Raw genomic sequence first — 19411 nt, 5'->3', positions numbered from 1 at the left:
ATCAGAGGTCTTTGGTTAACATTTGGACGACTCGGTTTTCAGGGAAAAATTCCTTGCCGATTACCTTGAGGATCGTATACATCGGCACGGCTATGATCATGCCCAAGATACCGAAAAGCGAACCGGCGATCAGGATCACGAGGAAAATTTCGAGCGGATGCGAGTTGACGCTGTTTGAGAAAATCATCGGCGACGATACATTGTTGTCAATGACCTGTACGATCCAAAAACCAATCATCACGTAAATGGTTGTCGGTAAGATTTCGGTCTGGAAATCGCTGCCCAGGTTGCTGATCATCGTCAGGACTGCCGCGAGCAGTGAACCGATCAGCGGCCCGATGTAAGGGATGATGTTCAAGACGGCACATAAAAACGCTATGACCAGTGCATTCTGTATCCCGAAAATGAGCAAAACGATCAAATACAGCACAAAAATAATGAGCAGTTGCAACAGCAGCCCCACAAAATACCGGGTAAGCAAGTGGTTGATCTTGTCGAGCGAATTCAGGATTTGTTCTTCGTGCGAATCGGGAATGAGCTTTTTGGCGCCGCGAACGAACAGCATACGGTCTTTGAGGAAAAAGAAGGTGATGAACAGCACCGAGGCCAATCCGACGCCAAAACTGCCGATGGTTCCCAGCAAAATATTGAGAAAATTGGGGATGAACGAGAAATTGATCTTCGAACCGATATTGGCTTCCTTCATCAAATTCTTCGAATCGATGTTGTGGCTTTCGAGCCAGATACCGATTTTACTGAGGAGTTCGGTGATGTTTTGCTCAATCTTGGTCGTTTGCAGCAAGGACAGGCTTTCGCCCTGCGAGGAAATCAGCGGGATGAACATCATGATGAATCCGGCCAGGATCAGCACAAAAATAAAGACGGTCGCAATCGTAGCGAAAATATTGTTGAATTTGAGTTTGCGCTGGAAGAAGTTGAGGATCGGCAAACCGATCAAGGTCGTAATCAAGGCCACGACCAAGTAAACGATCACCGCCTGGATCTGGTACAGAAAATAACCCAAAAGGCAGATGCCCGTAATGATTCCAACGGCGCGCAAAATACCGTTGGCTAAAGTTTTTGAAGTCATCCGATACAATTTTAGCCGAAGATACTAAACTTTTTGGCTAGTTGCTGAAAATATAGCTCATGATATTGGCGCCCATCTTGAGTGCTTTTTGACGCACCTCGAGCGGATCGTTGTTGACTTCTGGATCTTCCCAGCCGTCGCCCAAATCGGTTTCGTAGGTATAGAGCAGCACCAATCGGCCTTGCTCAAAAATTCCAAAAGCCTGCGGACGTTTGCCGTCGTGTTCGTGGATTTTGGGAATTCCCGCCGGAAAAGAATACGGTTTCTGGAAAATAGGATGCGTGGCCGGGATTTCAACCAAATCACTATTCGGGAAGATTTTCTTGATTTCCTTGCGCACATATTGGTCCATGCCGTAATTGTCATCGATGTGCAGGAAACCGCCGGCCGCAAGGTAGGAGCGGAGGTTGGCCACATCCGAATCACTGAAAACCACGTTGCCATGGCCGGTCATGTGTACATACGGATAGGAAAACAAATCCGGGCTCGAAAGGTTCGACCGTTGCAGGCTTGAGCCGGATCTTGGTCTGGATGTTCTGGTTGCAAAATTTGATCAAATTCGGCAGCGAAGTCGGGTTGGCATACCAATCTCCGCCGCCGTTGTATTTGAGCAAGGCGATTTCCTGTGAAAAAATAACAGAATTCATTAAAAGGAAAAAGAGCAACGTGATTTTTTTCATACAGAATAAACGCTGGCTGGTCAATATTATTTCTTGATAAATTTAGTAGTGACGATTTCATTTCCAGCCTGCAAACGAATCATATAATGACCGCTTTTTAAGTTGGAAACGTCAACTGTAAAATCATTTTTATTTTGTTGTTGCTGCAAAAACATTTGTCCGAGCAGGTTGTAAATTTCAATTTGATCGACATTGGTCGGATAGCTTACCTTTAAAGAATGGCTTGCCGGATTTGGATACAAACGAATGTCGCTTTGCGAAAATTGCTGGTTGCCCAACGTTGCCGTGACCGTTACTGCCAGGCGATTGGCCAAGATACGGCTTTCGCAACCACCGACATTCTGGCTGGCATAATACGTTGTACCGTTGACCAAAACCGTCGAATCAGGCAATAGGTTGCCTTGCGTTGGATGATCGTACCATTGGATGTTTTGCCCAGACACCACCAAATTGGCCAGGGTTTGTCCTGGGGTAAAGGTTTGTGTGGCGTCGCCACTAGGCGCATCCGGAACGGGATTGATGATGATGTTGGCCGGAAAGACGCTGTAGCAGCCGGTAACGATATTGTCCACGCCGATGTAGATGGTGGTGTCATCCATCACGCTATAAGGTGAACTCGAAGGAATCGTTCCGGTAGGCGATTGGATTTCGGCATCCTGTAAATTATTGTAGTAAAGGATCATGTAGTCATTGGTGTTGGGAACAGCGCCAAGGAGCGTTGCATTGAATTGGCCTAGGTCAAACTGATAAGGCGGTGTGTCATTCGTGCACAGCACAATATCGTCTGGTGCAGTCAAATAATTTTCGGCAGGAATCAATGCAATTTCATTCGAAATCGAAAAAGGCGTCGCAGTCTGGTAAGTCACGGTAGCCAAATAAGACGCAGATCCAGTAGGGCAAACGGTAATCGGGTTTCCCGAACCGACAGGCGTTCCTGCTTGCGTCCACGAAACCGTGGCAGCGATGGCCGTTCCGGATGGGGTAAAGCGCCAGGCTTCATTGGTTGCGTTCCAGGTTCCCGTGTTTCTTCCCGGTGGCGCTATCGCCTGCGAACCGGTACTGTTCTGCAGTCCGATGACACCAACGCCGGCATTCCATGTCGCACAGCTTGTGCGGTTATGAACAAAAACCTCAATCACATTGCTTCCTTCGTGCAGTACAATCTGGCTGGTCTGCAAACCAACCGAGCCTTCGCATTGGAATTGCGGCAGCATGTTGAAATTAATTATAAAAGCGCGATTGGGCGCTGCGTTGATTCCGGTATCTGAAATGTAATAATTTACGTTCTGGAGGTTGTCAGCAACCGCATCGTTGTCCATTGCCTCGGTACGGATATCGGTATCCTGGTACACGCCGAAAATGGCATTCTTGATCGGGAAATTGGTATTCGGAATCGGTGTGGTGAAATTCCAGAGACAAGCGCCCTGAAGCCCCGAAAGCTGTGTTGAATCGAAAGTGACGACCCCATTGCTGCCCACTTTCAGTTGGTTGTAAAAGGCGCCGTAAAAATTAAAATTGAAAGGCAGGTTTACCGTGGGCGACCAGACATCGTCGGCGGTATTGTCGAGCACCATACCGCCTGTAAATGGAAATTGTGGGCTGTAAGGAATCGAACCCACCGAGTACGAAGTGGTTTCGGACAAATTGGTATAATTGGCGAACAATTCCACACAGTCACCGGGCGAACAAACCAACCCTGATTGGTCGATATTCACTTGCAAATTCTGCGCTTGGGTATTCCAAACCAAAGATAAGCCAAGCAAAAAGTAAAGTTTTTTCATACATTTTATGTTTACGCCAAATATGAAACTTATTTTTCTGATTTGCAAGAATTTTACTCATTGGCAAACACTACGCTGTGGCAGGCAACCACCGCGGCGGTTTCGGTACGCAAACGGTTATTTCCGAGTGTGACAGGGATGTAATTGTTCTCCAAGGCCATTTTGATTTCCTTTTCAGAAAAATCGCCTTCAGGGCCGATTGAGATGGTAATGTCTTGTCCGGCTTGTATAACCGACTTCAGCGATTTCCTCTCGGTTTCCTCGCAGTGGGCAATAAACAACTGCCCGTTGCGCGGCTGTTTGATGAAATCCTTGAACGCAACCGGTTCGTGGAGCTTGGGCAGAAAGTAATGCAGCGATTGTTTCATGGCCGACTGCAGGATTTTGTCAAAACGGTCGGTTTTTACCTGTTTTCTTTCGGAATGGTCGCAGATGATCGGTGTGATTTCGCTGATGCCGATTTCGGTCGCTTTCTCTAAAAACCATTCATAACGGTCGTTCATTTTGGTCGGCGCGACGGCCAGATGCAAGTGGTATTTGGGTTTTTCGGCGGTTTCGAAAGAAACAATTTTTACCGTGCATTTCGAATCGGAAGCCAGTGTGATTTCGGTTTTAAATAAATTCCCTAAACCATTGGTTACAAATAAATGGTCTCCGTCTTTTTTTCGGAGCACTTTAACGATGTGTTTGCTTTCCTCACGGTCAAAAGTGAAGCTTTCGGTTTGGGTCGTCAGCGATGGATTGTAGAACAACTGCATGGTCAGAACGCGATTCGGGCTTTGGAAACCACATCCGATTTTTCGAAATTTTCGCTTAGGAATTTCTGGTAACCGACGATACCGATCATCGCCGCATTGTCGGTCGTGTATTCGAATTTCGGGATATAGGTTTTCCAGCCGTATTTCGATTCGGCTTCTTTCAATGTTTTTCTGATTCCGGAATTGGCCGACACGCCGCCACCGATCGCAATCTGTTTGATGCCGGTCTGTTCGACGGCCATTTTGATTTTGTCCATCAGGATCTCGATGATCGTATGTTGAATCGACGCACAGATGTCGTCGCGGTTTTCTTCAATGAAATTCGGATTTTCGGCTACATTCTTTTTGATAAAATACAAAATTGCGGTCTTGAGTCCGCTGAAGCTGAAATCAAGTCCGGGCACTTTCGGTTTGGTGAAAGCAAATGCCTTCGGGTTGCCGAGTTGGGCGTATTTGTCGATCAATGGACCGCCCGGATAAGGCAATCCGAGGATTTTGGCACTTTTGTCGAATGCTTCGCCCACGGCATCATCGGTCGTTTCCCCGATGATTTCCATATCGAAATAATCGTTGACTTTGACGACTTGTGTGTGTCCGCCCGAAATCGTGAGCGCAATGAACGGGAATTCGGGTTTGTCGAAATTTTCCTCATCGATGAAATGCGCCAGGATGTGCGCCTGCATGTGGTTGACGGCAATCAGCGGTACACCGAGCGCGAGCGACAACGATTTGGCAAACGAACTGCCCACGAGCAACGAACCCATGAGTCCCGGACCTTGCGTAAAGGCAATCGCCGATAAATCTTCTTTTTGGACATTGGCCCTTTTGAGCGCCGCATCAATCACGGGCACAATATTTTGCTGGTGCGCACGCGAAGCCAATTCGGGGATGACGCCGCCGTATTCGCCGTGAATCGCCTGGTTGGCCACAACATTCGACAGCACTTTGTCGTTCTTTAGGACAGCCGCAGCGGTATCGTCGCAGGAACTTTCGATGGCCAATATAAAAACTGGGCGGTTTTGCATAAAATAGCAGGAAATTTTGGATTATATTTGACGAACATTTCGAAGCGTACAAAATTAAAGAATTTTTATAAAGGTACCGGCCTTTAGGGAGGCAAAATATTTTTGGAACAGCAGCAGACATCGCCAGAGGAAAAAAAGAAGAAAACTTCGACCGGCAGGAAAATCAGGAAAATCATATTGCGCACACTGCTGGCGCTGATCCTGTTATTGCTGGGACTGGCCATTGCGTTGTCGTTGCCGTCGGTACAGACTTACATTGCTGAATACGCGACCGACCGCATCAATTCCGATTTCAAGACCGACATCAAGGTAGAGCAGGTGGCCATCACGTTCTTTGGCGGCGTTAAGCTCAAGAAGGTCATGATCCGCGACCACCACAAGGATACGCTCATTTATGCCAATCGCATCAAGACGAACATTCTCGACCTGAACCAGATGATCAACGGCGATTTGCTGTTCGGTACGATTCGGCTCGACGGACTGGTTTTTAACCTCAAGCAGTACAAAAACGAAGGCGACACGAACCTCGACCGGTTTGTGGCTTTGTTCGACTCCGATGAACCTTCTTCGGGCAAGAAATTCCTCATGAAGGCCCAGAAAGCCTATTTCACGAACAGCCGTTTCATCATGCGCGACATGAACCGTCCGAACCCGGTCGATGTCGATTTCAGGAAAATCAACTCGGAAATTGCCCACTTCAAGATTTACGGCCCCGATGTGACAATGGACATCCAAAAGATGGCCTTGCTCGACCACCGCGGACTGTATGTCAAGAACCTGGCTTCTCAATTTACCTATACCAAGAAAAACATCAAGCTCGAAAACCTCGATTTGCTGACCGATGAATCTTACTTCAAGGGAAAAGCCATCCTGCGCTACAACCGCAAGGATTTCGCCGATTTCAACAACAAGGTGCAGTTCGATATCCGTGTGGACGATGCGGTTTTGGCCACCAACGACATCCGCCATTTTTACAAGGAACTCGGCAAGAACAACACTTTCAAGTTGCGTTCGCATGTGACCGGGACGCTCAACGATTTGACGGCAACCAAACTGCGGCTCGTCGATGCGCGTGGCTCGCAGATCGTGGGCAACGTCAATTTCAAGAACCTTTTCGGAAAGGAAGAACAGCAGCAATATTTCTACATGAACGGGAATTTTTCGCGTGTTTCGTCGAATTATAAAGACTTGACGGCTTTGCTTCCGAATGTATTGGGGAAAAAATTACCGTCTTCGCTTTCCAAACTCGGGGATTTTAATTTAACCGGAACCGCCGAGATTACGGCCAAGACCATCGACACCGATTTCTTTTTGCGTACCGTTTTGGGCAACATCAAGTCGAACCTGACGATGACCGATATCGACAACATCGACAACGCGACCTACGTCGGAACGGTCATCATGGACGATTTCGATTTGGGGAATTTCCTCGACCGCAAAGACATCGGCAAGGTTTCACTCAACGTAGATGTCGATGGCAAAGGCTTTACCGAACAATACCTCGATACCAAATTTTCGGGCGACATCCACAAAATCCATTACAACAACTACACGTATTCGCGCATCGTGGTCGACGGCAGTTTCAAGAAACCGTTCTTCAAGGGCGAGGTGTACGTCAACGATCCGAACCTGTTCATGGATTTCGAGGGTCAGGTCAACTTCAGCAAAAAGGAATACGCCTATGATTTCCACACCAAGGTCGATTATGCGAATTTGAGCAAACTCAAGTTTGTCAAGGATTCGGTGTCGATTTTCAAGGGCGATGTCGTGATGAAGATTTCGGGCAACTCGCTCGACAACCTGCAAGGCAATGTCTACATCAACCAGACGTCTTACCAAAATTCAAAGGACACCTATTATTTTGACGATTTTGTCGTGAGTTCGACTTTTGATGCCGACCGCATCAGGACCATTACCGTCAATTCGCCCGACATCATCGACGGAAAAATCGTCGGCAAATTCGAATTCGGGCAGTTGCGCAAGATGGTCGAGAATTCACTGGGCAGCCTGTATGCGAATTACTCGCCGAACAAGGTCAAGAAAGGCCAGTTCCTCAAATTCAATTTTACGGTCTACAACAAGATTTTCTCGATTTTTTACCCCGGGATTTCGATTGCAGAGAATACGAACTTCAAGGGCAGCATCAATTCGGATGACGACGATTTCAAGCTCAATTTCCGATCGCCAAAGGTCACGGCTTTTGACAATTCGTTCGACAACATCCGCGTGGACATCGACAACAAGAACCCGCTGTTCAACGCCTACATCGCGCTCGACAGCATCAAGACCAAGCAATACAAGATCCAGGATTTCAGCCTGATCAACGTCACGACCAAGGATACCTTGTTCCTGCGTTCGGAATTCAAGGGCGGCAACCAGGCGCAGGATTACTACAATTTAAACCTGTACCATACCATCAACAAGGAAAAGCAGAGCATTGTGGGCATCCAGAAATCGGAGCTCAAGTTCCGCGATTACCTGTGGCACATCAACGAAAACGACACCGACGACAACAAAGTGGTGTTCGACAAGGCGCTCAAGAATTTTACGATCGACAACATCGTGATGTCGCACGAGCAGCAGAAAATCGAATTCGACGGCACGATCAACGGCAAGACCAACAAAGACCTCATGCTACGGTTTACCGATGTCGAACTCGATAAATTGCTGCCTTCGCTCGACCGGTTTGCGATTGCCGGAAACATGAACGGCGTGGTCAATTTCCGCGAAAACAATGCAATCTACCAGCCGACCTCTAAAATAAAGATCGAAAACCTCAAACTCAACGCCGTCGATTTGGGCACGATGAACCTCACGATTGCGGGCGACGAGAGCCTGAGCAAATTTGTCGTCAATTCGAACATCGAAAACAAGAACGTCGAATCGTTTACGGCGCAGGGTACGGTGGAAGTGACCGACAAGAAAACCAATCTCGACCTCGATTTGAATTTCGACGATTTCAACCTGGGCGTGCTCAGTTCGCTTGGGCGCGGCGTATTGTCTAACATCCGCGGATTTGCTTCGGGTCGTGCCAACATTGGTGGTTCGGCCGAGGATCTCGAAATCAACGGCCGATTGTTTCTCAAGGAAGCCGGGATGGGCGTGCCGTATTTGAACACCGACTATGAAATCGAAAGGGGCGCGATTGTCGACGTAACGGAAAAACGTTTCTTGATCCGCAACGTGACGATCAAAGATACCGAGTTCGGTACCGAAGGCCGTCTGTATGGCCATATCGAGCACAATAATTTTGGAGACTGGAAACTCGATTTGACGATCGATTCGAACCGCTTGTTGGCGTTGAACACCAAGGACAGCGAAGATGCGGCTTATTTCGGGACAGCGTTCATCAATGGCTCGGCTTCGATCAAAGGCCCGACGGATGCCTTATTTATTAAGGTCGATGCAAAATCGGAAAAAGGCACGCACATCAAGATTCCGATCAACGATGCCGAGGGTACGGGCGACAGCAATTACATCCATTTCATTTCGGCAACCGAGAAATACAACCTCAAGAAAGGCATTGTCGAGAAACGCGATTACAACGGATTGGAGCTCGAGTTCGACTTCGACATCACGCCAGACGCCGATATCGAAGTTATTTTGGATAGAAATTCAGGCCACGGCATGAAAGGCAAAGGTTTCGGGTCTTTGCTGTTCAAGATCAACACACTCGGGAAGTTCAACATGTGGGGGGATTTCCAGGCGTATGAGGGAACGTATAATTTCCGTTACGGCGGACTCATCAACAAAAAATTCGATGTCAAGAAAGGCGGTTCGATCACCTGGGAAGGCGACCCGATGCGTGCAGTCTTGAACCTTGAAGCAGTATACACGACGCAGGCCAATCCGGCGTTGCTGCTCGAAAATGCCTCGTTCAACAAGAAAGTGCCGGTGGAAGTCGTCATCGGGCTCAAGGGCAACCTGAGCAATCCGGAACCCAATTTCGACATCAATTTCCCGACGGTGAGCTCGGTGCTCAAATCGGAAATCCAGACCAAACTCGACGACAAGGATGTACGCCAGAAACAGGCATTGATTTTACTTTCTACGGGCAGTTTCCTGAGCGAGGAAGGCGTCAACCAATCGTCGATCGCGAACAACCTGTACGAAAAAGCCAGTGATATTTTTGGTAACGTATTCAAGGATGAAGGCGACAAGATCAATTTCGGACTCGACCTCGTGGGCGTCGATCGTACGCCGGGCCGCGAATCGGATGGGCGCGTAGGGGTGACCGTTTCCACAAAAGTCAGCGAAAGAATTACGATCAATGGAAAACTAGGGGTTCCGGTGGGCGGCATCAACGAATCGGCCGTAGTCGGGAATGTAGAGGTGCAATACCGCGTCAACGAAGACGGAACGATGAACCTGCGCGTGTTCAACCGCGAGAACGACATCAACTACATCGGGGAAGGCATCGGCTATACGCAGGGCATCGGTATCAATTATGAAGTCGATTTCAATACGTTTGCCCAGCTCGTCAATAAAATCTTCAAGAGCCAGAAAATCGGGGTCGAGAAAACGCCGGTGCTGGTGGTTCCCGATTCGGAAGCGCCCAATTATATTGATTTCGAGAAGGAAACAAAAAAGGAAAAAGAGGAGCAGAAGGAAGAACTCAAGAAAGACGCCGAAGCCATTCCTACGGAGGACTAATCCCTTTATTTTTCGGCCGATCCGCTGCAAAAAGTCAAAACTTATCAACGAAAACGTTTGAAATTCTAATATTTTGCTAAAGTCTTAAAAACCTTGGTTCAAAAGTGATTGATGTTTGCTAAATTTACATTTTAATTGTAAAATAAATGTCAAAAACAATAAAAAAAATTGGCGTGCTGACCTCCGGCGGCGACTCTCCGGGAATGAATGCAGCCATCCGTTCTGTCGTCAGGACCTGCGCTTACCATAACCTTGAATGCATTGGCATTTACCGCGGTTACCAAGGAATGATCGAAGGTGATTTCAAGGAAATGGGACCACGAAGCGTCAACAACATCGTCAACAAAGGCGGAACCATTCTCAAATCTGCCCGTTCCAAAGAATTCATGACACCCGAAGGCCGTAAAAAAGCCCACGACCACTTGGCCAAAGCCGGTGTAGATGCGCTCGTCGTGATCGGCGGGGACGGTAGTTTCACCGGAGCCGAAGTCTTCAACAAAGAATACGGATTTCCGGTAATGGGCATTCCGGGAACGATTGACAACGATATTTTCGGAACGAGCCACACTTTGGGCTACGATACCGCACTCAACACGGTCATTGACGTGATCGATAAAATCCGCGATACCGCTTCTTCACACAACCGATTGTTCTTTGTCGAGGTCATGGGCCGCGACGCCGGACACATTGCACTCAATGCCGGAATCGGTGCGGGAGCAGAGGAAATCTTGATTCCCGAAGAAGACCTCGGACTCGAACGCTTGCTCGAATCACTCAAAAAATCCAAGGCATCCGGAAAATCCTCCAGCATTGTTGTCATAGCCGAAGGCGATAAAATCGGAAAGAACGTCTTCGAACTCAAGGATTATGTCGAAAGCAACATGCCCGAATACGATGTGCGTGTTTCGGTACTCGGCCACATGCAGCGCGGCGGTTCGCCATCGTGTTTCGACCGTGTGCTCGCGAGTCGTCTTGGTGTAAAGGCCGTAGAATCCATCCTCGAGGGCAAATCGAATTACATGGTGGGATTGCTCAACGACAAGATTACGCTAACACCACTCGAACAAGCCATCAAGGGACATACCGAAATCGACCGCGAATTGCTGCGCGTTTCCGACATCATGTCTACCTAAAGGTTGAATCGGTTAACTGTTTAATCGGTTAATCGGAACATCCTTAGAACAATCGGTTAAACGATTAACCGATCAAACGATTAAACAAATAAAAACAAATAACCAGAAATTAGGAATTTGATCGTGAGGCATTTCATCTCCCCAATTTCACATTCAAAATCAAATACCAATGTCAAAAGTTAAATTAGGAATCAACGGTTTCGGAAGGATTGGACGCATTGTCTTCCGCGAAACCATCAACAGGGATAATGTAGAAGTCGTAGCCATCAACGATTTGCTCGACGTAGATCATTTGGCTTACCTGCTCAAATACGATTCGGTTCACGGCCGTTTCAAAGGAAGCGTCGAAGTCAAAGACGGCAAATTGTACGTCAACGACAAACTCATCCGCGTCACTGCCGAGAAAGATCCATCGGTCCTCAAATGGGACGAAGTCGGAGCCGAAGTCGTAGCCGATTGTACCGGAATTTTTACCGACCTCGAAAAAGCACAGGCGCACATCAAAGGCGGCGCGAAGAAAGTGATCATTTCCGCGCCATCCAACGATGCCCCGATGTTCGTCATGGGGGTCAACCACCAAAAAATGACCGCAGCCGACACCATCGTATCGAACGCGTCTTGTACCACGAACTGTCTTGCGCCATTGGCCAAAGTCATCCACGACCATTTCGGCATCGTCGAAGGTTTGATGACGACGGTTCACGCAACAACCGCGACACAATTGACCGTTGATGGTCCGTCTAGAAAAGATTTCCGTGGCGGCCGTTCGGCTTTGAACAACATCATCCCGGCATCGACCGGTGCGGCGAAAGCCGTGACCAAAGTCATCCCGGAATTGACCGGAAAATTGACCGGAATGTCGTTGCGCGTTCCCGTTGCCGATGTTTCTGTAGTCGACATGACCGTGAAAGTCGCCAAAGAAACGACTTACGACGAAATCATGAAAGTGCTCAAAACGGCATCTGAAACCGATTACAAAGGCATCATCGGCTACACCGAAGACGATGTAGTGTCACAGGATTTCGTGTCCGACACACGCACCTCGATCATCGATGCAAAAGCCGGAATCGGACTCAACTCCACGTTTTTCAAAATCGTTTCCTGGTACGACAACGAATATGGTTATTCCAGCAAACTCATCGATTTGGCCGTACACGCAGCCGGGTTAAAATAAGCTGCAAAAAAGTCCCGTTATTCATTTGACGGGATTTTTATTTTTATATTTTTGAAGCCATTTCCCGCTTTCCGCTCTATCTTTTGCTGCGTAAACTCCGCAAAAGGATGCCGCTGCAATCGGGGCTAGAATGTGTCAATTAGATAATTAGAAAATTAGATAATTGTTGATGCGTTCTGGAAGTCATTTTCTAATTTTCTAATTGACCAATTATCTAATCAACCAAACCAAATGAAACTACTCGTAGATAGCGGTTCCACCAAAGCCGACTGGATTTCGATCGACGAAAACGGCAAAGTATTGTTTACCACGCAATCTTTGGGATTAAATCCCGAAGTACTCGGCAAGGACGAAGTCGTTACGCGTCTCAACGACAAATTCGATATTTCCCACAACAAGAAAAGCGTCACGCATTTGTATTTCTATGGCGCGGGCTGCGGCACCGAACGCATGCGCAACTTCCTGACGGGTATTTTCCAGGAATATTTCCCAAACGCGATTGTGTCGGTACACGAAGACACTTACGCCGCCGTCTATGCGACCACACCAAGAGGCGAGAAGGCCATCGTCGCGATCCTGGGGACGGGTTCAAATTGCAGTTATTTTGACGGCGCGGTCTTGCACCAAAAGGTAGATTCGCTGGGTTATATTGCCATGGATGATTGTTCGGGCAACCAATTCGGGCGCCATTTGATCCGCGGGTATTATTTCAACAAAATGCCACAAGATTTGGCAACCCAATTTGAGAAAGCCTACGACTTGAACGCCGATACGATCAAGCACAATTTGTACAAGGAACCCAATCCCAATGCCTATTTGGCGACTTTTGCCAAATTCCTGATCCAACACAAGGACCACGAATTTTGCCAGAAAATCATCAAGAACTGTATGGAGGATTTCACCGAATTGTACATCAAGCAATACGACAACCACAAGGAAGTGCCGGTGCATTTCATCGGTTCGATTGCGTTTTACCTCAAGGACGAACTCGAGCAAGTGCTCAGCGCGCACGGCATCAAAATCGGCAATGTGCTCAGGAGACCGATCGACGGACTCATCCAATACCATTCGATCAATAAATAATGGAAATCGCGCTCATCGCACACGACCAGATGAAAGCAGATATGGTGCAATTCCTGAACCGGAACAAGCACTTGCTGCTCCACGAACACATCAAGCTGATTGCGACCGGAACCACGGGCAGCAAAGCCGAAAATGCGGGTTTCAAGGTCAAGAAGATGTTATCGGGCCCCATGGGCGGCGATGCCCAGATTGCCGCACGCGTCGCCGAAGGCAAAACCAAAATGGTGCTGTTTTTCAAAGATCCCAATTCGAGCCATGCGCACGAAGTTGACATCAATATGTTGATCCGGGTTTGCGATGTACACAATGTACCGCTGGCGACCAATGAAGCGACGGCGCAGTTATTGCTTAACGCTATTTCTAAATAAAAAAGTCCGGTTTTCGCCGGACTTTTTTATTTCTTATTCCTTTGTTAGGATATCAAAAGTTTTTGACGGAAGTTCCTTTTGGTTTCGTATTGAACTAGCCCCGATTCCTTCGGCAATTGCTTCGCTCGTGTGAGCCGGTATCCTTTTGCTGAATTTACGAAGCAAAAGATAAAGGCGAAAGCGGGAAACTGCTCCTTAAAAACTACTTCATCGCAATCATCGAAATCTCAACATTTACCCCTTTGGGCAAACCCGCCACTTCAACAGTTTCGCGTGCAGGTGCGGTGGCTTCATCGAAATGGCTGCCGTAAATTTCGTTGACTTTGGCAAAATCGGCCATATCGGTCAGGAAAATGGTGGTCTTGACGACGTTTTCGAATGTCATGCCGGCAGCTTCGAGTACGGCGGCAAGGTTCTTCATGACTTGTTTGGCCTCGTCCTCGACATTGGTCACCACGAGGTGCGCGGTTTCGGGAACGATGGCAATTTGCCCGGAGGTATACAAGGTGTTGCCGAATAATACGGCTTGGCTGTAAGGCCCGATTGGTGCAGGCGCTTTGTCGGTGTGGATGATTTTTTTCATGATTAAAAGTTGTGACTTATCAAAGTTACAAAGATTCAAGGCTTTTTAAGCAATAAACTTTGCCAACAATTTTACCTCAAGGTTCTATCCGGAAGCGAACGCTTGTCCCACTTGATGTCGCTCAGCACTCCCGACTTGATGCCGATAAAGAAATTCCAGCTTGCCGTCGTTCCATAAGGCACCCAGTTGAAATCCATGCGCCAGCTCAGCAAATCGCGTTCGAAACGGAATTGGGTAAAGGTAACCCCTTTGTTGACAAAGTCGTAACCGGTAGAAACCCCGGCTTTCCAGCGCGGCGTCAGGTCGGTGTTGATCGAAACCATCAAGGAGTTTCCTGTGATTTCCTTTTCGCGGCTGTTGTTGCTGTAGGTGAGTTGGTAGGCAAAAGTCATGTCCCAGGGCAGCTCGGCATTGAAAAAACCAGAGAATTTGTCGTCATCTGTTTCATCTTCTTCATCGAATTGGCTTTCGCGGCGGTCGCTGAAATCGGTGTTCGTACCAAACAAATCGTCATCGCGTCCACCATTCCGGAGCCCTTGCTTGTTTTCCTTTTTGTCACCGCCATCGCGGCTTGATATCGAGTAGTTGATCGTCATGTTGGCGCTCGTCATGCGGAAAAGGCTACCGCCGTTGTCGATGTTGAATTTTTCGAAACGCTTGCCGTTGTTGTCGATCGCATACGGATCGAGCGTCATACCGAAGTTGATGTTCATCTTGTCCTTGAACAAATTGGTTCCGCCGCTCACGCGCAAAGGCGCCCATTTAAGCGAATCCGCGGTCAGGCTGTAACTCGTTGAAAAGTTCAGGTTGTTGAGCAACATGACCTTCTTGGGTTCGGTTTTGGTGCTGTCGCGGTCGGTGACCTTGGCCTCGAACGTATTGCTGAGGCTGAAACCGACGCTGCTGGAATTGACTTTTCCGGGCGCGCCGTAGATGCCGCCTTCGAAACGTGTGTATTCTCTGAGTTCCATGCGTCCGCTGGCATCGGAGGCGTAAGTGTCGTAATACTTTTCGAAACTCGGCATGTAGCTGTACGAGACCGAAGGACGCATGACGTGTCGGATGGCTTGGATCTTCTTGTCGTCGCCAAATTTAAACGTCCCGTAAATCGTGGTTCCCAAACTCGACGAAAACGAATAGGTACGGTAGGCATCGAATCCGTCGACTTCGACCACGGTGTCTTTCGCCCTGGCAAAATCGTAGGATTTCCGGATGGTTTTGAGGTACCAGACTTCTTCGTAATTGACCGAGGAAGTGGCGCTGAAATATTTGAAGATCTTAAAATTGGTGCTCAATGGAATACTGTGTTGCATCGCCGTTTTGGCATCCTTGAACATTTCCGACTTGAAGAACAAAGAATCTTTGGTGTTGAAACGGTTTTCCCCGCGCAAGTTGTACTGGAGGTTGATGTTTTTCAAGGCCCCTTTCTTGACGCCGTTTTTGCCCACAAACGGATAGACCCGGTCGACACTCGCCTGTAGCGACGGCAAAGTCATGCTGATTTCCTCGGTGTTTGTGTTCTGGGCATGCGTGGCACCGAGCGTAAACATGACCTGCGGTACGGTATTGAATGTCTTGCTGTACGTGATCGAGGAATTCATGGTGTTGTTGAGCTGCGAGCCGATGTTGTAATTGTTGACCGACTGCCTGAAGTACTGGCTGCTTCCCAGGTTGACCGAGGCCGAAAACCGCGAATTGGGGTTGGCTTTCGCGTCCTGGCTGTGTGACCATTGGATGTTGTAGATCTTGTTGCGCTCATAATCGGGTAGGCCGCGCTCACTTGTAATCAGGTTTTCGAAACGCACATTGACATTGCCCCTGAATTTGTAACGCCAGGCATACGAAGACTCGAATCGCATCGCGTAACTGCCATTGGTGTAATAATCGCCCAAAACGGCCAGGTCGTAATGATCGCCCAATGAAAAATAATACCCGCCGTTCTGCAGGAAATAGCCGCGCTGGCGGTTGTCTCCAAAGGTCGGGATGATGAGTCCCGATTGGTTTTCGGTCGTCATCGGGAAGAAGGCAAAAGGCAAGGCGATCGGGGTCGGCACATCGGCGATGACCATATTGGTCAGGCCCGTGACGACTTTTTTCTTCGGGACATATTTGATGCGGTTGGTATAGAAATAATATTCGGGATCTTCAATGTCCTTGGCGGTCGTAAAACGCGCGCCCTTGAGGAAATACACCGAATCGTTGATGCGTTTGGATACCTCGGCCTTGATCTTGAACTCGCCCTGGTCGGTTCGGGAATTCCAGATGAGTGCCTTTTTGGTCTTGTAGTTGAAGCGGATCGAATCGGGTTCGACCACATTCGAGCCCTGCTTGAAAACGGGATATTGGATCAGGGTTCCGGTCGAATCCTTGATGCGCCCGGCATAGACTTCATTCTTTTCGTAATTGAATACAATCAATCCCGCTTTCAATTCAATGTCCTGGTAATACAATTCGGCATTGTCATATAGCGTTATAAGCTTGTCCTTTTGGTTGAGCTTGGCATATTTCTGGGCCTTGTACCTGATTTTGCTTTCGAGGACCGCCTTCTTGGCCTTGACACTGTCGGTAGGAATGGAATCGGCGAGTTTGGCCTGGGCTTGTTTGAGACTGATGGCGATGCTATCGGGCTGGGTTTTAGCAGACTCGGTTTTTGTTTTATTTTTAATTTCCTGGGAATGAATTTTACCGATTCCAATTGTTAGGAAAAATGCTGATAAAACGATATGAAATAAGTTTGTCTGCAAAGGTTTTAATGCTATTTTTGTAAAAATAAGGCTTATTTTTGACGCGCCAAACTTACATATTATTTTGGACCAAAAATACATATTTATAAATTTTAAAACCAGAAGGTTTTTATTAAAATTAACTTTATTTGCCACTATGCTTAAGCTGCCTAAAATCAAGTATTTACTATTGATCATCTCTTTTGCGGCCGCGTTTTCTTCCTATGGACAATCCGGTACCAAATTCAAAGTTGCGCTCGATGCCGGTCACGGCGCACACGATTTTGGCGCCACTTACCATGGACACATCGAAAAAAATATCGCCTTGGCCGTCGTGCTCAAGGTGGGAAAGATTTTAGAGAAAAACCCGAATATCGAAGTCGTCTACACCCGCAAGACCGATGTGTTTATCGATCTCGTCGAACGGGCCAATATCGCCAACCGTGCCGATGCCAATATCTTCGTCTCTATCCATTGCAACGCCAATAAGAATACTGCCGCCGATGGCTGTGAAACCTATGTGATGGGTCTCAATAAAAACGCCTCGAACCTTGCCGTCGCAAAATCGGAGAACGCCGTAATCACGCTCGAGAAAGATTACAAGCAGAAATACGAAGGTTTCGACCCGAACAATCCCGGTTCTATGATCGGCGTGACGTTGATGCAGGAGGAATATCTCGAAAACAGCATCGCCTTGGCCAGCAAAATCCAGGATCGTTTTGTGAGCGACAACGAACGCAAAAGCCGCGGGGTGAAGCAGGCGCCGTTTATGGTCCTGCACAAAGCCTATATGCCGCGGGTGCTGATTGAAATGGGATTCATTTCTAATCAGGCCGAAGGTGCCTTCCTCGATTCGGAAGACGGCCAACAGGAAACCGCACAGGCCATCGCCAATGCCATCATCAGCTACAAAAAGGAATACTTTGGCAATGGTGCCAATGAACCGGGCGAAGAAAAACCATCCAAAAAGGTAAAAGAAACCCCGGTAAAAGATACTTCTGCCGATAAAGAAGACATCGTCATCAAGCCGGAAGTCAAGCCAGAGCCAAGGGAAGGCTCGAGCGATAGCGAACAGGCGAAGCAAACGGCAAGCGGCACCATCTTCAAGGTACAGATCGCCGCCGTGGCCAAAAAAATCGAAACCACACCGTCCAATTTCAAAGGACTCAGTAATATTTCTGTCACGACCGATAACGGAACGCTCTACAAATACATGTACGGCAACACTTCTGATTATGAAACCGCCAAACGCAATTTAGAGGAAGCCAAAGCCAAAGGTTATTCTGGCGCTTACCTGATTGCCTTCCGCGACGGAAAGAAAATCTCGATTCAAGAAGCGCTTAAATAAACGCCATTCAAACTATTTGTCTTAATTTTGTAAAAAATACTGCATTTTGAAAATCACCAGAGAAATTAAAACCGCCATATTAGTCATTTCCTCAATTTTGTTGTTCATCTGGGGGTATAGTTTTTTAAAAGGCCGCGATTTGCTGTCTGACTACCGCACTTTCTATGTACAATATGATAATGTGGAAGGATTGACGGCTTCGGCTCCGGTAACGATCAACGGGCTTGTCGTTGGGAAAGTGGATAAAATCGAATTCATGGACCAACTCGGGAAAATCCGTGTAGAGATGCAAATCAAATCCGATTTCCCGATTTCCAAATCGAGCGTAGCCGCCTTGTATGAACCCGGTTTGATTGCCGGAAAACAAATCCAGATCATCCCGAATTACGAAGACAAAACGCCTGCCGAATCGGGTGCCACCTTACCCGGCAAAACGATTCCCGGATTGACCGCGCTCGTAGGCGAAAAACTGACGCCGTTGCAGGAAGATTTGACCAAGGTTTTGGTCAGCGCCGATAAATTGCTGGGCAACGTCAATGAGGTACTCGACAAAGATTCCAAAGCCAATCTGCGCAAAGCGATTGCCGAACTGCGCGTGACAATGGAAGAATTCCACAAAGCATCGGGCAGTTTGAACGGAATTTTAGACAACAACAAAACCAAAATCGACGGTATCGTGACCAATTTCAACAAGGTTTCGAAAGATTTCTCGTCGATTTCAGATTCGCTCAACAAAGCCGATTTGGGCAAGACCGCCAAAAACCTCCAAAAAACCCTGAACAATGTCGACAAGATCATCGCCGGCATCGAGTCTGGGAATGGAACAATGGGCAAACTCATGAAAGACGACAAATTGTATAAGGAACTGACCGCCGCCTCGAACGAACTCGAACTGTTGTTGCAGGATGTGCGTTTGAACCCGACGCGTTATGTCAACGTTTCGCTGTTCGGCAAGAAAAACAAGCCTTACGTAGCGCCAGTCAACGACACGGTTAAAAAATAAATTCGGAGC

Annotated in this window: 13 protein-coding genes and 1 pseudogene; 7 read left to right on the top strand and 7 right to left on the bottom strand. The window is 47.8% G+C overall.

Annotated elements, in window-relative coordinates:
- Nucleotide 1: 1 nt before the first annotated feature.
- From QM717_RS16990 to tsaD, 5 genes and pseudogenes are all read right to left on the bottom strand, one after another.
- Nucleotides 2-1090: an AI-2E family transporter gene (locus tag QM717_RS16990; RefSeq protein WP_415039280.1), complete on the bottom strand. Its 1089-nt coding sequence runs from the start codon at nt 1088-1090 to the stop codon at nt 2-4.
- A 37-nt stretch (nt 1091-1127) separates the two neighbouring features.
- A pseudogene (locus QM717_RS16985) lies at nt 1128-1770 on the bottom strand (DUF4159 domain-containing protein).
- A 26-nt stretch (nt 1771-1796) separates the two neighbouring features.
- A complete protein-coding gene (locus tag QM717_RS16980; RefSeq protein WP_415039278.1) occupies nt 1797-3551 on the bottom strand; it encodes a T9SS type A sorting domain-containing protein in 1755 nt (584 codons plus the stop codon).
- 53 nt (nt 3552-3604) lie between these two features.
- Complete coding sequence (locus QM717_RS16975; RefSeq protein WP_415039276.1) at nt 3605-4309, bottom strand: 16S rRNA (uracil(1498)-N(3))-methyltransferase; 705 nt, start codon at nt 4307-4309, stop codon at nt 3605-3607.
- A 2-nt stretch (nt 4310-4311) separates the two neighbouring features.
- On the bottom strand, nt 4312-5334 hold the full coding sequence (tsaD, locus tag QM717_RS16970; RefSeq protein ID WP_415039274.1) for a tRNA (adenosine(37)-N6)-threonylcarbamoyltransferase complex transferase subunit TsaD: 1023 nt from the start codon (nt 5332-5334) through the stop codon (nt 4312-4314).
- A gap of 102 nt (nt 5335-5436) precedes the next feature.
- On the opposite strand from tsaD, the gene QM717_RS16965 reads away from it, so the two are divergent.
- The 5 genes from QM717_RS16965 (at nt 5437) to QM717_RS16945 (ending at nt 13745) form a co-directional block, all read left to right on the top strand.
- A complete protein-coding gene (locus tag QM717_RS16965) occupies nt 5437-9987 on the top strand; it encodes a translocation/assembly module TamB domain-containing protein (protein ID WP_415039273.1) in 4551 nt (1516 codons plus the stop codon).
- 146 nt (nt 9988-10133) lie between these two features.
- Complete coding sequence (gene pfkA, locus QM717_RS16960; protein WP_415039271.1) at nt 10134-11120, top strand: 6-phosphofructokinase; 987 nt, start codon at nt 10134-10136, stop codon at nt 11118-11120.
- A 169-nt stretch (nt 11121-11289) separates the two neighbouring features.
- On the top strand, nt 11290-12294 hold the full coding sequence (gene gap, locus QM717_RS16955) for a type I glyceraldehyde-3-phosphate dehydrogenase (protein ID WP_415039269.1): 1005 nt from the start codon (nt 11290-11292) through the stop codon (nt 12292-12294).
- A 231-nt stretch (nt 12295-12525) separates the two neighbouring features.
- On the top strand, nt 12526-13377 hold the full coding sequence (locus QM717_RS16950; RefSeq protein WP_415039267.1) for an N-acetylglucosamine kinase: 852 nt from the start codon (nt 12526-12528) through the stop codon (nt 13375-13377).
- Nucleotides 13377-13745: a methylglyoxal synthase gene (locus QM717_RS16945; RefSeq protein ID WP_415039266.1), complete on the top strand. Its 369-nt coding sequence runs from the start codon at nt 13377-13379 to the stop codon at nt 13743-13745. The genes QM717_RS16950 and QM717_RS16945 overlap by 1 nt, the downstream gene beginning before the upstream one ends.
- Before the next feature lie 202 nt (nt 13746-13947).
- Here QM717_RS16945 and QM717_RS16940 read toward each other — a convergent pair whose 3' ends face one another.
- Together QM717_RS16940 and QM717_RS16935 are read right to left on the bottom strand one after the other, a co-directional pair.
- Complete coding sequence (locus QM717_RS16940; RefSeq protein ID WP_415039264.1) at nt 13948-14328, bottom strand: RidA family protein; 381 nt, start codon at nt 14326-14328, stop codon at nt 13948-13950.
- Nucleotides 14329-14399: 71 nt separating this feature from the next.
- The gene (locus tag QM717_RS16935; protein WP_415039262.1) at nt 14400-17153 is read right to left on the bottom strand and encodes a putative LPS assembly protein LptD; all 2754 of its coding nucleotides are present in this window, start codon (nt 17151-17153) and stop codon (nt 14400-14402) included.
- Nucleotides 17154-17208: 55 nt separating this feature from the next.
- On the opposite strand from QM717_RS16935, the gene QM717_RS16930 reads away from it, so the two are divergent.
- Complete coding sequence (locus QM717_RS16930) at nt 17209-18399, top strand: N-acetylmuramoyl-L-alanine amidase family protein (RefSeq protein ID WP_415039260.1); 1191 nt, start codon at nt 17209-17211, stop codon at nt 18397-18399.
- A gap of 46 nt (nt 18400-18445) precedes the next feature.
- A complete protein-coding gene (locus tag QM717_RS16925; RefSeq protein ID WP_415039257.1) occupies nt 18446-19402 on the top strand; it encodes an MlaD family protein in 957 nt (318 codons plus the stop codon).
- Nucleotides 19403-19411: the final 9 nt, after the last annotated feature.

Source organism: Flavobacterium sp. (genome assembly GCF_047602195.1).
Classification (GTDB): domain Bacteria; phylum Bacteroidota; class Bacteroidia; order Flavobacteriales; family Flavobacteriaceae; genus Flavobacterium.
The sequence above is the reverse complement of the archived record's forward strand: the minus strand, read 5'-3'. Positions and strand labels throughout refer to the sequence as shown.

Bases quoted from the DNA above. Each gene is read 5' to 3' on its own strand.
- QM717_RS16990 (WP_415039280.1), bottom strand. From the start codon at position 1,090: ATGACTTCAAAAACTTTAGCCAACGGTATTTTGCGCGCCGTTGGAATC.
- QM717_RS16950 (WP_415039267.1), top strand. From the start codon at position 12,526: ATGAAACTACTCGTAGATAGCGGTTCCACCAAAGCCGACTGGATTTCG.
- QM717_RS16930 (WP_415039260.1), top strand. From the start codon at position 17,209: ATGCTTAAGCTGCCTAAAATCAAGTATTTACTATTGATCATCTCTTTT.
- QM717_RS16980 (WP_415039278.1), bottom strand. From the start codon at position 3,551: ATGAAAAAACTTTACTTTTTGCTTGGCTTATCTTTGGTTTGGAATACC.
- gap (WP_415039269.1), top strand. From the start codon at position 11,290: ATGTCAAAAGTTAAATTAGGAATCAACGGTTTCGGAAGGATTGGACGC.
- QM717_RS16935 (WP_415039262.1), bottom strand. From the start codon at position 17,153: ATGTATTTTTGGTCCAAAATAATATGTAAGTTTGGCGCGTCAAAAATA.
- QM717_RS16945 (WP_415039266.1), top strand. From the start codon at position 13,377: ATGGAAATCGCGCTCATCGCACACGACCAGATGAAAGCAGATATGGTG.
- QM717_RS16975 (WP_415039276.1), bottom strand. From the start codon at position 4,309: ATGCAGTTGTTCTACAATCCATCGCTGACGACCCAAACCGAAAGCTTC.
- QM717_RS16940 (WP_415039264.1), bottom strand. From the start codon at position 14,328: ATGAAAAAAATCATCCACACCGACAAAGCGCCTGCACCAATCGGGCCT.
- tsaD (WP_415039274.1), bottom strand. From the start codon at position 5,334: ATGCAAAACCGCCCAGTTTTTATATTGGCCATCGAAAGTTCCTGCGAC.
- pfkA (WP_415039271.1), top strand. From the start codon at position 10,134: ATGTCAAAAACAATAAAAAAAATTGGCGTGCTGACCTCCGGCGGCGAC.